Source organism: Rhizobium aethiopicum, assembly GCF_014197535.1.
Taxonomy (GTDB): Bacteria; Pseudomonadota; Alphaproteobacteria; order Rhizobiales; family Rhizobiaceae; genus Rhizobium; species Rhizobium aethiopicum_A.
The window spans coordinates 22118-34850 of record NZ_JACIFV010000042.1; the positions used below are offsets into that span (position 1 = coordinate 22118).

The 12733-nt window shown below is 62.5% G+C and carries 10 protein-coding genes; 5 read left to right on the plus strand and 5 right to left on the minus strand.

Features of this window, described 5'->3' with window-relative positions; translation table 11 throughout:
* Window positions 1–55: 55 nt before the first annotated feature.
* The 3 genes from GGD53_RS30020 to GGD53_RS30030 all read right to left on the minus strand — a co-directional run bounded on the left by GGD53_RS30020 (window position 56) and on the right by GGD53_RS30030 (window position 2493).
* Window positions 56–1429 (minus strand): PepSY-associated TM helix domain-containing protein, encoded by a 1374-nt coding sequence (locus GGD53_RS30020; protein WP_184460352.1) that lies wholly within the window; start codon window positions 1427–1429, stop codon window positions 56–58.
* Between the two features lie 81 nt (window positions 1430–1510).
* Entirely contained in the window at window positions 1511–1912 is a 402-nt protein-coding gene (locus GGD53_RS30025; protein ID WP_184460353.1) for a DUF2946 family protein, read from the minus strand.
* Between the two features lie 86 nt (window positions 1913–1998).
* Window positions 1999–2493, minus strand: a complete 495-nt coding sequence (locus GGD53_RS30030; protein WP_184460354.1) for an Lrp/AsnC family transcriptional regulator — start codon at window positions 2491–2493, stop codon at window positions 1999–2001.
* Window positions 2494–2666: 173 nt separating this feature from the next.
* Between GGD53_RS30030 and GGD53_RS30035 the strand changes: the two genes are divergently transcribed.
* The 3 genes from GGD53_RS30035 (at window position 2667) to GGD53_RS30045 (ending at window position 9450) form a co-directional block, all read left to right on the plus strand.
* Window positions 2667–2870 carry a hypothetical protein gene (locus GGD53_RS30035; RefSeq protein WP_184460355.1) on the plus strand — a complete coding sequence of 68 codons (204 nt, stop codon included), beginning with the start codon at window positions 2667–2669 and terminating at the stop codon, window positions 2868–2870.
* A 27-nt stretch (window positions 2871–2897) separates the two neighbouring features.
* Window positions 2898–6596, plus strand: a complete 3699-nt coding sequence (putA, locus tag GGD53_RS30040) for a trifunctional transcriptional regulator/proline dehydrogenase/L-glutamate gamma-semialdehyde dehydrogenase (RefSeq protein WP_184460356.1) — start codon at window positions 2898–2900, stop codon at window positions 6594–6596.
* A 313-nt stretch (window positions 6597–6909) separates the two neighbouring features.
* Window positions 6910–9450, plus strand: a complete 2541-nt coding sequence (locus GGD53_RS30045) for a methyl-accepting chemotaxis protein (protein ID WP_184460357.1) — start codon at window positions 6910–6912, stop codon at window positions 9448–9450.
* Window positions 9451–9479: 29 nt separating this feature from the next.
* On the opposite strand, the gene GGD53_RS30050 is transcribed toward GGD53_RS30045, so the two are convergent.
* Window positions 9480–10805 carry an NAD(P)/FAD-dependent oxidoreductase gene (locus GGD53_RS30050; protein WP_184460358.1) on the minus strand — a complete coding sequence of 442 codons (1326 nt, stop codon included), beginning with the start codon at window positions 10803–10805 and terminating at the stop codon, window positions 9480–9482.
* 237 nt (window positions 10806–11042) lie between these two features.
* Here GGD53_RS30050 and GGD53_RS30055 point away from each other — a divergent pair, with 237 nt between their 5' ends.
* The gene (locus GGD53_RS30055; protein ID WP_004679019.1) at window positions 11043–11519 is read left to right on the plus strand and encodes an Lrp/AsnC family transcriptional regulator; all 477 of its coding nucleotides are present in this window, start codon (window positions 11043–11045) and stop codon (window positions 11517–11519) included.
* Window positions 11520–11886: 367 nt separating this feature from the next.
* The gene (locus tag GGD53_RS30060; protein WP_184460359.1) at window positions 11887–12243 is read left to right on the plus strand and encodes a cupin domain-containing protein; all 357 of its coding nucleotides are present in this window, start codon (window positions 11887–11889) and stop codon (window positions 12241–12243) included.
* Window positions 12244–12568: 325 nt separating this feature from the next.
* Here the strand turns inward: GGD53_RS30060 and GGD53_RS30065 are convergent.
* Window positions 12569–12733 (minus strand): aldehyde dehydrogenase family protein (locus GGD53_RS30065; protein ID WP_184460360.1); only part of this gene is annotated, 165 nt, incomplete at its 5' end.

Genomic DNA, 12733 nt, shown 5'->3' on the forward strand with positions numbered 1-12733 from the left:
GTCGTTTGTCAAAGTTTCGTCGAAGGGCGGATGCGATCGTCTTCATCGACATCTCTCAAGCGAAGGCACGCCGAAGCGGCGGGATCGTGCGAATGATGGCCTGGTCGACCGCGATCATCAGCAGGATGGCGAGACCGGTCAGCGGAAACGCCAGGGCGAAGACAGCCGCGATGATCCATAGGCCGATATAAACCGATCGCCGCGGCGGCAGCGGCGGAACCCCCACACGTCCGGACGGCCGCCTCTTCCACCACATGACGACGCCGGTCACGCAGGAAAGAATGATCGCCAGGCAGGTGGCAAGCATCAGGAATTGATTGACGCGACCGAATTCGCGCCCCTGGTGGACGTTGATGCCCCACTCGATGGCTCTTCCGAAAATCGGATACTGGCCGTAGGAGATATCGACGAGCGGTTTGCCGGAATACTGGTCGATGTGGATCATCCGCTCCTTGGCGAGGTCATCGGGATAGATCGCCGCGGAATAGACGCCGGTTTCACCGGAAGGCATGGCAATGTCGAAACCCGGCGTCAGACCGGCGGCCTTTGCGACGTCGACGGCCTTGTTCAGGCCGATCGGCTTCTTCGACTGGGCGACGGCAATGTCGGAGAGCGGGACCGGAGCCTGTTCGACTGTCCAGCCGACCGCAGGCAGGACGTTCTGGGTAACCTTCTGCGATTTCGGCACATCGTCCCAGAGTTGCGTCGGATATCCCAGGCCATGGCTTCCTAGCCAGGCCTGCATGTTCGAACCCCAGTAGCCCGACCACGGCATGCCGGTGATCGCCAGGAAGAAAATCAGTATGCCCGCGAAAGCACCGGTTACGGCATGCAGGTCGCGCCAGAAGACGCGTCGGGCCGGAGTGCCGCGGACCGTGACGACGCCGCCCGTCTGGCGGCGCGGCCACCAGAGATAGATGCCGGTCACGACAAGCACCATGGCGAATCCGCCGGCAATCTCGATCAGCTTGTTTGGAAGGCTCCCAAACAGAGCAAGACTGTGGATGCGCTTGACGACGTAGTTGAACTCTTCGGTTGAGCCGACCCTATCAAGAATCCTGCCGTTATAGGGATCGATGAAGACGAGCGTGGAGCTGGCATCGCTTGACACCGTGACGATGGCCGAGCGCTCAGGCGTTGCCGGGTCCTTGTAGGCGGTGACCGCGGAGCGGGGCACGGCGGCCGTCGCGATCTCCGCCAGCTTTTCCGGCGCCAGAGGTTGGCCTGAAGCGACGACGTCATAGCGGTAGGCGAAGACGCTTTCGTTGATCTCGTTCTTGAAGAGATAGAGCGAGCCGGTGATCGCGAGGTTCAGCATGAAGGGAATGACGAGAAGTCCGGCGAAGAAGTGCCAGCGCCAGATGGCGCGATAAAGCGAGACGCCGGGTACGGCGTTTTCCGCCGGAGCGGCGGAAGTGATAGTCGACATGATGAAATTCCGAATCCGTGGCCGCTGGCAAAGGCGCGGCCGAGAACAAAGGGCGCGCCTCTGCCTGGCTGACGCGCTGGTTCAGGTCAGGATCGGGTCGGAAGGAGGGGCTCTGGGACCGGTGTTGGGCGGGTAAATCTGCCGATGTAAGGCTTCGATGCGGATGGGAAGATCCACCCGAAGGGAAAATGCAACAGCTTTCCCGGCGATGTCTGCAGGTGGCGGAAGCAGGACGGAAGCACTGATCCGGCAGGCTTCGCAGCCATGATTGTGGGCTTTGTGATCAGTGCCGCTCTTGCCTTCGTCGTCCGCGACGGTGACGCAAAGCGTAGGCAGCGTCCCGTCCGGAAGCACATATTCGGCAAGATTTACGGGGGCGGCCGCGATCGCCGGGGCCTGGTGCGCAAATCCCACAGACACGAGTGCGATGGCGCATAGGATGCGCATCAGCCATTTCTCGATCATGTCCAAACGACTTTGCATGGTTTCCCCCGCCATTCGGCGTGAAAACGTTGATAATGCTGCCGAGCGGAAAGCTCAATGCGGCAATGTAGCCGCAGGGTCGACGATCACGAAAGACTCGACCCAAATTTGTCCCAGCCTTCCTTGATCGTCTCCATCGCGACGTTGGTCGACGTGTTGGCCACATGTGGCAGGGTTGAGATGCGTTCGCCGAGGACGCGGCGGTAGCGGCCGATGTCGCGGGTGCGGATCTTCAGGAGATAGTCGAACCGGCCGGCGATCATGTGGCACTCCTCGACTTCCCTGATCTTCTTGATGGCGTCGTTGAAGCTCTTCAACGCAGCTTCGCGAGTGTCGGAAAGTTTCACCTCGACGAAAGCGATGTGGTCGAGCTGCATTTTCGCAGGATTGAGGACGGCCTTGAAGCCTTCGATATAGCCGTCGTTGATCAGCCGTTTGAAGCGGAGCTGACAGGGCGTCTTCGAGAGCCCGACGCGCGCGGCGAGATCGGTGATCGACAATCTGCCATCCTCGGCGAGTGCTGCGAGGATCTTTCTGTCGAATTGGTCCAATTCACTAAAGATGTCTGGTTCACTAGCCATTTGAGCTCTTAGATGCGTTTTAATAAGTTCATACAGGCTGAAAATGGCGAAAATCAAGTGATATCGTGATTGGCGATCTGTGATACCTTACGGGTGGACAATGGGATGAAAGGCGCAGGTGCTTGACGCATCGTCAGGATCGCACCGGCACCACATGCAAAACGGGGTCATGCATGGGCAGGGAAACGCAGGACGACGACGAGAAGCCGGACCTGATCGCCCACTACCGGCCGGTGGCGATAAGGGCCGTGGCGGCAGCGCTCACGCTCAAACGCGACAAGCCGGCGCGCCCGCTTTGCGAGACGGAATATTCCGGCCCTGTCGTCACCGATGATGCTGGCTGGGACGATGAGCCCGGCGTCTCATTCATCCGTTAAACCATATATCGATTGATAGGGACCTCCATGCTCAACGCAGCGATCGACAACACGCCATCCAATGATCCCGCGCCATTCGCCGCCTTCGCGCCGCCGATCCGGCCGCAATCCGAGCTTCGCCAGGCAATCACCGCCGCCTATCGCCGTCCCGAAACCGAATGCCTGCCGCCGCTCGTTGCGGCCGCGCGCGTCTCCGAGGCGAAGCGTTATGATATCCGCAGCACGGCCCGCACGCTGATCGAGGCGCTGCGCGCCAAGCACAAGGGCACCGGCGTCGAAGGGCTGGTTCAGGAATATTCGCTTTCCAGCCAGGAAGGTGTCGCGCTCATGTGTCTTGCTGAAGCACTGCTGCGCATTCCCGACACGGATACCCGCGACGCGTTGATCCGCGACAAGATCGCCGAGGGCAATTGGACCTCGCATATCGGCGGCGGCAAATCCATGTTCGTCAACGCCGCCACCTGGGGTCTCGTCGTCACCGGCAAGCTGACCTCGACGGTCAATGACCGCAGCCTGTCGGCGGCGCTGACGCGGCTGATCGCGCGTGCCGGCGAGCCGGTGATCCGCCGCGGCGTCGATATGGCGATGCGCATGATGGGCGAGCAGTTCGTCACCGGCGAAACGATCGAGGAGGCGCTGAAACGCGCTCGGCCGCTCGAAGCGCGCGGCTTTCGCTACTCCTACGACATGCTGGGCGAGGCCGCGACGACCGCCGCCGACGCCGAGCGTTATTTCAAGGATTACCAGAAGGCGATCCACGCCATCGGCAAGGCGGCGGATGGCCGCGGCATCTATGACGGCCCGGGAATTTCGATCAAGCTTTCGGCCCTGCACCCGCGTTATGTGAGAGCGCAGGCCGGCCGGGTGATGGGCGAGCTGCTGCCGAAGGTCAAGGCGCTTGCCGCTCTCGCGAAGTCCTATGATATCGGCCTCAATATCGATGCCGAGGAGGCCGACCGGCTGGAGCTTTCGCTCGATCTTCTCGAAGAACTCTGCTTTGCGCCGGAGCTCGGCGGATGGAACGGGCTCGGCTTCGTCGTGCAGGCCTATGGCAAGCGCTGCCCCTTCGTGCTCGACTACATCATCGATCTCGCCCGCCGCTCCGGGCGCCGGATGATGGTCCGTCTCGTCAAGGGCGCTTATTGGGATGCGGAGATCAAGCGCGCCCAGCTGGATGGTCTCGACGACTATCCGGTCTATACCCGCAAGATCTATACCGACGTCGCCTATATCGCCTGCGCGCGCAAGCTGCTCGCCGCCGCCGATGCCGTCTTTCCGCAATTCGCCACCCACAATGCGCAGACGCTGGCTGCGATCTATCATCTGGCGGGGCCTGACTTCGCGGTCGGCAAATACGAATTCCAGTGCCTACACGGCATGGGCGAACCGCTCTATGACGAGGTGGTCGGAAAGGAAAAGCTCGACCGGCCCTGCCGCATCTATGCGCCCGTCGGAACGCATGAAACGCTGCTTGCCTATCTCGTCCGCCGCCTGCTCGAAAACGGCGCCAACTCCTCTTTCGTGCATCGCATTTCCGATCCGAACGTTTCAGTCGAGGCGCTGATCGCCGATCCGGCCGAGACCGTCGCGGCCATGCCGGTCGTCGGTGCCCCGCATGTGCAGATCGCAGCACCCAAGGCGCTTTACGGCAGCGCCCGCGCCAATTCGAGCGGCCTGGATCTCTCGAGCGAAGCCACGCTTTCGGACTTGGCGCAGACGCTTGCCTCCACGGCTGCGACGCCCTGGCATGCGCTGCCGATCCTTGCCGACGGCTCCACCGACGGCGTAACACGCGATGTCCTCAATCCCGCCGATCACCGCGACGTCGTCGGCACCGTGACCGAGCTGAAGGTCGAGGAGGCAGCCCGCGTCGTTGCGATGGCAGCCGAATATGCGCCGCAATGGGCGGCCGTGCCCCCCGCAGAGCGCGCCGCCTGCCTCGATCGGGCGGCCGATATCATGCAGGCCCGCATCAAGGTGCTGATGGGCATCGTCATGCGCGAGGCCGGCAAATCCGCCGCCAACGCCGTCGGCGAAGTGCGCGAGGCGGTCGACTTCCTGCGCTATTATGCCGACCAGGCCCGCAAGACCCTCGGGCCATCGCATCTGCCGCTCGGCCCGATCGTCTGCATCAGCCCGTGGAATTTCCCGCTGGCGATTTTCACCGGCCAGGTTGCCGCAGCCCTCGTCGCCGGCAATCCCGTGCTGGCGAAGCCTGCCGGCGTCACGCCGATCATCGCTTCGGAGAGCGTCAAGATTCTCCATGAGGCTGGCGTGCCGGTCGGTGCTCTGCAATTCGTGCCCGGCAGCGGCCGGCTCGGCGCCGGCATGGTTGGGGCGCAGCAAACGGCCGGCGTCATGTTTACCGGCTCGACCGAGGTGGCCCGCATGATCCAGGCGCAGCTCGCCGAGCGCCTGTCGGCGACCGGCAAGCCGATCCCGCTGATTGCCGAAACCGGCGGCCAGAACGGCATGATCGTCGATTCTTCCGCCCTGGCCGAACAGGTCGTGGCCGACGTCGTGACTTCGGCTTTCGACAGCGCCGGCCAGCGCTGCTCGGCGCTCCGCGTCCTCTGCCTTCAGGATGATGTGGCCGACAGGACGCTCGCCATGCTGAAGGGCGCGTTCCGTGAATTGACCATCGGCCGCACCGATCGCTTAAGCATCGATGTCGGGCCCGTCATTAACGATGGGGCGAAGGCGGAGATCGACCAGCATATCGAAGCGATGCGCGGCGCCGGCCGCAAGGTGGAACAGCTGCCGCTGCCGCAAAGCGCAGCAAAAGGCACCTTCGTTCCGCCGACGATCATCGAGATCAAGTCGCTGTCGGACCTGACGAAGGAGGTCTTCGGGCCGGTCCTGCATGTCGTCCGCTTCAAGAGAAACGGGCTCGATCGCCTGATCGACGACATCAATGCCTCGGGTTACGGCCTCACCTTCGGGCTTCACACACGGCTTGACGAAACGATTGCGCATGTGACGAGCCGCATCAAGGCCGGCAACCTCTATGTCAACCGCAACATCATTGGCGCTGTTGTCGGTGTGCAGCCTTTCGGCGGCCGCGGCCTGTCGGGAACGGGGCCGAAGGCCGGCGGTCCGCTCTATATCGGTCGCCTGGTGCAGCGCGCACCCGTGCCGCCGCAGCAGGATTCCGTTCATACCGACCTCGCGCTTCGCGATTACATCGTCTGGCTCGACAAGAAGGGCCTGACGGGCGAAGGGGAGGTGGCGCGTGGCTATGCGAGCCGCTCGGCGCTCGGGCTCGAACGTGAACTCACCGGCCCTGTCGGCGAGCGCAATCTCTACGCGCTCCATCCGCGCGGCCGCATCCTGCTCGTGCCGCAGACCGAAACCGGACTGCATCGCCAGATCGCCGCGGCCCTTTCCACAGGCAACCACGTCGTCGTCGATGCGGCTTCCATATCGAAGTCGGCGCTGGCGGATCTTCCGGCGGCTGTCGCCAGCCGCCTTTCCTGGACATCGGATTGGGAAAAGGACGGGCCGTTCTCCGGCGCGCTGGTCGAAGGGGACCGCGACAGGGTTCTTGCCGTCAACCGGAAGATCGCCGCGCTGCCCGGCCCGCTTCTCTTGGTCCAGGCCGCGACGAGCGAGGAACTGGCAAGCGACCCGGAAGCCTATTGCCTCAACTGGCTGCTGGAGGAAGTGTCGACCTCGATCAACACCGCCGCTGCCGGCGGCAATGCGAGCCTGATGGCGATCGGCTAGTTGATGTGCCGATGGCGCAGAAATGCGCCCTCCAGGCCGCTGATCCAGGCGGCCAACTCCTCTTTCTTCAAGCTCGGGCTTGTCCCGAGCATCTGCCTCCGTTCGATAGGGCGGCAGATCCCCCGGGCACAATGCCGAGGATGACGTCGAGTAAGAGCGAGGTTTGTCAGCGAACCTCGGGATGCCGAAAATGTGACCTCGGTTACGCATTTAGCGACTCCTGAACGAACTCGACACCATTGACCATTTTTTTAGCAGTTGCGGCTATCGTCGCGCCATCAGGCGTGACCATTCCTGGGGGCGGGGCTTTCTTATGGCGTTGATTGATCGACTGTTGCAGCGTATGCGGATCGTCACGAAGGTTCTCTTCTTCGTGGTGCCTCTGATCGTCCTCATAGCGGGCATAGGGCTTTTCGGCTATTTCACCGCCGGAACGCTCAAAGGCCAGATGACCCTGACGCGGCAGACGATCGACACGCTTTCCAGTTTCCAGCAGCTGCGATCCTCGCTGACTGCCTTTACCGATCTTCCGACAACGGCCACGCGCGATCGGCTGATCGCCAGCATCTCCGATCAGGAGAAGGGGGCTGCGACGCTCGATGCCATGCTGATCGATCCGTCGCAGAAGCAGCAGATCTCGGCGGTGCGCGACCTCGGCGGCAAGATGCTGGGCAGCGCCGACGCGCTCTGGGCTGTGGCACTGGAGCGCACGAACACCGAACAGGCGATCGATCAGGCTGTGGCGCAGCTTTTCAAGGAAAGCCAGACCGCCCGCAAGCAGCTCGACGTCCTTCAGGATCAGGCGAACGGAAAGGAAGCCTTCGTCCGGGCCCTTCTTCTCGATGCCTCCGCCTACAAGAATATCGCCCAGCGCATTGCAAAATTGCGCAAGGCAACAGCGCAGGCGACTGCCCCCGCCGATGTCGCCGGCGCTCTCGGCAGCCTCTTGCCGCCGCTCGTCAAGGAGGTCGGCAGCAGCGCCGCAATCGCCTCCGACAAGGCCCAAAGCCAGTTTGCCGCGCTGAAGCCGGTATTGGACAAGCTCTCGGCGATGGCCAAGGACAACGCCAATCTTGCGCTCGAGGGCTATGCTCCCGTCGACCAGGACTTGCAGGGCTTCGAGGAGAAGTTCGGAAAACTTGCCTCAGGCAATGCGGATACCGCTATCGAGCGTTTTGTCGGCATGGATGCGAACATCGCCACGCTTCGCTCGGTGGTGGTGATCGTCAATACTGCTTTCAAATCGATCGACGATCTGCGCCTTCATCTGAGTGAACTGAACAGGCGGGTCGATGCCGAAGCGCGGGACGCCGTTCTCGCCGATCTCAAGGCGCTGCGCGAAAGCGCTGCACAGCTCGTACCCTTGAGCGGGAAAAACGCCGCCTTGCAGGAACTTGCGAAGAAGATCGAGCCATCCCTCGCCACGATCGAAAAGGACACGTCGCTGCTGATATCGGTCGCAGACCGGTGGCGGGCAGAGAGGGGCGCGGCAACCGAACTCGTGGCCGCCTCAAGCCATACCCTGGAGCAATTCGTCAGCACTGCGCAGGAGAGCGGCAAGGACATCAGCCAGCGTTCGGCCACGATGTCACTCGCGGCGATGATTGCCGGCACGGTGCTTGCCATCATCGGCGGCCTCATGCTGATCGAAACGCTGCGCGGACCGCTGAAGCGGATCACCCAGACGATGACGAGACTTGCCGCGGGCGATCTCAACGTGCCGATCGGCGATGGCAAGCGTGGCGACGAAATCGGCGATATGATCCGGTCCGTGACGGTCTTCCGCGACCAGGCGCTCGAAAAGACCAGGCTCGAAGAGGTCGCTGAAACGAACAGGGCGCGGGACGAACAGGAGCAGGCTCGTCGCGCAGCCGAGCAGGCGCGCATCGAAGCCGAGCAGAGCGAGGCCCTGGACGCACTGTCCGACATGCTCGGCAAGCTTGCCGACGGCAACCTCGCAGCCGTGATGAGCGAGGAGCTAGCCGCCGATTATGTCGCGATGGCCAGGACCTATAACCAGGCGATCGATGCGCTTCGCCGCACACTCGCCGAGGTTCGCAACACCACCTACGAAATCGCCGAGGGCAGCACCAATCTTTCAGGCGCGGCCGACGATCTGGCGCGGCGCACGGAACAGCAGGCGGCCGCTCTCGAAGACAGTTCACGTGTGCTTGGCGAACTCACCGCCAGCGTTCGCACGACAGCGGAAAATGCGCGCCAGACATCGGTTTCCGTCGCCGAGGCACATCGGCAGGCGGAGCATTCCGCGGCCGTTGTCGCCAAGGCCGTCGACGCCATGGACGCCATCAACCGTTCGTCGGACAAGGTCTCCAGCATTATCGGTGTGATCGACGAGATTGCCTTTCAGACAAATCTTCTCGCCCTCAATGCCGGCGTCGAGGCGGCGCGGGCGGGGGAGGCGGGCAGGGGTTTTGCCGTCGTCGCACAGGAAGTGCGCGAGCTTGCACAGCGCTGCGCCAAGGCTGCCCGCGAAATCAAGGATCTCATCTCCAACAGCGCATCGCAGGTGGGCACGGGCGTCAGGCTCGTCGAGGAGACCGGTGAGGCGCTTTCGGCGATAATCGAGCATTTTACCTCTATCAACGGGCTGGTGCAGGTCATCTCGACTGCCACCAGCACGCAGTACAAAGGCATCGACGAGGTCAACAGCGCCGTTCGCGACATCGAGCATATCACGCAGCACAATGCTGCAATGGTGGAGGAAAACACCGCCGAAATTCACAGGCTTCGGCAGCAGGTGGAACTGCTGAACGAGCGGATTTCCCGCTTCCAGACCGCCGACGCCCGCAAGGCTCCGCCTGCCGTAAGCCCGCGGATGGCCTTGGCCTCCTGAGTGACCCGGCCTTCTCTTTGCGACGCGCTCTAGAAATCGGCGACTTTGCCCCAGGCGGACCCCGCGAAGCGGTTGGGATGATAGGGCCGCGGATCGACGATCGGCTCGTCGCCCGTGACGATATCGGCGATCAGATGACCGGCGCCGGGTCCGATGCCGAAGCCGTGGCCGCTGAAGCCCGCAGCGAGGATGAAACCTGGAAGGGTGGCGAATTCGCCGATCGCTGGCACGCCATCCGGCGTGCTGTCGATATAGCCCGCCCAGGCGGCGTTGATTTCGGTGTTCTTCAAGGCGGGCAGAAGCTTGAGCGCCCGTGAATGCGTGAGGGTAATGGTGGCCTGGTCGACGGCCGGATCGAGGATGCGCATGCGCTCCATCGGCGTCGGTCTGTCGAGCCGCCAGCGCGCCAGAGATTCGTGGCCCGAGCGAATCCCCTCCAATCCGCCGGGTGCCAGACTCCGCCAGCGGCGGGCGAACATGGGCAGGAAATGCGGCGCAAAACGAAACTGCTGCGCGGTGGGATCGACGCGGCCGCGGCCGCTGATCGCCAGCGTGTAACCGCCGTTGCCGCGACGCGTCACGGAAACCGCCGATGTATGCAGCGCATCCGGCAGGCCGGGTGCGCCCGGCGAAACCGACAGGATCGACGAGCGGATCGAGGCCTGCGGAAATCGAATGCCGAGCTGGCGGCAGAAGGACGAGGCCCAGGCGCCGCCCGCCAGGATCGCGATTTTTGTCTGGATCGTGCCGTGCTCGGTGACGACGCCTGAAACTCTGCCGCCTTCAATGTCGATGCCGCGGGCCGCACAGGATTGATGCACCGTGCCGCCGAGCTTCAGGATCGCACGCGCGATGGCGGGCGCGGCTCTTGCAGGATCGGCGGTGCCGTCGGTCGGCGAAAAAACCCCACCTTTCCACGCCGTGCCGGTTGCCCGCCCGCGTTCGGTTGTCTCGGCGCCGCTCAGCATATGCGTCGTGACGCCGACCGATCGGGCGAAATCGCGCCAACGGGCCCAGCCGGCGAGTTCCTCATCGCTGTTGCTGAGATAGAAGAGGCCGCATCGGCGGAAGCCGGTGTCCTCGCCGGTCTCAGCGGCGAAGCGCTCCCACAGATCGAGGCTCTTCGTCGACATCGGCAATTCGCGGGCGTCGCGGTTCTGCTGCCGGCACCAACCCCAGTTGCGGCTCGATTGTTCCGCCCCGACAAGGCCTTTCTCGACGAGGGCGACCGTCATTCCACGTCTGGCCAGATAATAGGCCGCGAAAACGCCGACGATGCCGCCGCCGATCACGACCGCATCGGCGGCAGCGGGCAGCTGCGGTGTGGTGTTGACGCGCGTGAGCGGTGCGGGCATGGTATGGTCTCCGTTTCAGGCCAGTCTAGCGGATCCGACGCGGCACCTTTGCCGGAGTTCATCCAGCGACAGCAGAAGATTCCGTCTTGCGGGCCAGCCGGCAGCCATTTGTGCTTCGGCATGTCCCGCAATCCGGTCGACACCCCTTTGTGATGTGTTAAGCTCGACGTTGAAAAGGCTGCAGCATAATCTGCTGCGCCGTTGGGCGATCTCGAGCAAGCGAAGGCGCGTGTGATGATGAAACTTGACCGGATCGACATAAAAATCCTCTACGAACTGCAGAAGAATGGCCGCGTCACAAACGTGGAACTCGCCGAGCTGGTCAACCTGTCGCCAAGCCCCTGCCTGATGCGGGTGAAGAAGCTGCAATCCGAAGGCTACATCGAAGGCTATTCGGCTCAGATCAATGTCAGCAAACTCGGGCAGACACTGACCGTGTTCACCGAAATCACCCTGAAGAACCATCGGCAGATCGACTTCGCCCGCTTCCTTGCAGCGATCGAGAAGGTCGACCAGGTGATCGAATGCCATCTCGTTTCGGGTGGCTACGATTATCTGTTGAAATTCGTCACGGCCGGCATCGACGAATATCAGACGATCATGGAGCGGCTCACCGACATGGACGTCGGCATCGACAAATATTTCAGCTTCGTCGTCCTCAAGTCGCCGATCATCAAGGCCCATATGCCGCTGACCACCTTATTCCCGCATTAAAAAAGCGCGGCCGGGCATTTATGGTCCGGACTTGGCCTTCGAACGACCGATAGCCGTAGAACTGCCAATGCCTCGAATGGCCAAAACTCGAAACCGCGGCGTTTGCAGACCAGCGCCGTTGTTGCTCACTACCGGTTCACGGTGTTCCCCGGCGACAGCTCTCGCGACGACAGTAGGTTTGGTTGGGTTGTGGCGGGATTTTGAAATTATCCGCTAAAGCGGCGCTTCTCTTTAGCAACGCCAACTTCTGCATCGACTTAATCTCGGGTGACACCCACCCAGAGGCGGACCGCGATGATGGAGGCCCCGCCACGCGACGGCCTGCCTCATCGATCGCAGAACCCTCCAACCGAATAAGGAAGATGATATGTCACTGTTGGTCACCATCGATACCGATCCGAATTTCACGGCGAAGGAGGCCACTCCCGCACCGGAGCGGCTCATCTCGGGCAATCCTCTTTTCAAGACCTGGGCCCAGGATGCTTCCAAGGGAGAGAAGGTGTTGACCGGCGTCTGGGAAGCGACGCCTGGCGAGCATCATTCGATCAAGGGCACCACCTACGAATTCTGCCATATCATCTCAGGTCTTGTGGAAATCGAGGAGAAGGGTGGGGAGACGAAGACCTATCGCGCTGGGGACAGCTTCGTTATGAAGCCAGGTTTTGCCGGTGTTTGGCGCACGATAGAGACTGTGCGCAAGATCTACATCTGCGTTTACGAATGACGGCAAAACTCAGGTGCGTCCGACGGGCGCACCTGTGACGGGATGGGCGACTTGCCATTGAACCGACGGGTAGGGCGCCACTTCCAAAGACCTGTTACGATGATCTGCTCGCTTGTGTCATGTCGCGGGCTCGCGAGTATCTCCTGCGCTGCCCGAGCAGCCGCTTTGCGCGCGAGGGTGCCATCTCAGGCACGACGAGAGCGCTCGCTGGTTCTTCCACACGATCGCCCCGTCGGCAATCACCTGCGATCGCGCATATGCGCCCGGATCCTGCGCGCCCTTATCGCACGCAGGCATCCCGAACACCGACCTCTCGTATTGACGTTCACTCGTTCGAGAAGCCGGCTATGCCCTTGATCTCGGTAAACTCGTGCAGTCCGAACTTCCCGTATTCCCGACCGTTGCCGGATTGCTTGTAGCCGCCGAAAGGGGCGGCACTGTCCCAGGCGGCGCTGTTGAGGCGAACGCTGCCGGCGCGCAGCCTGCCTGC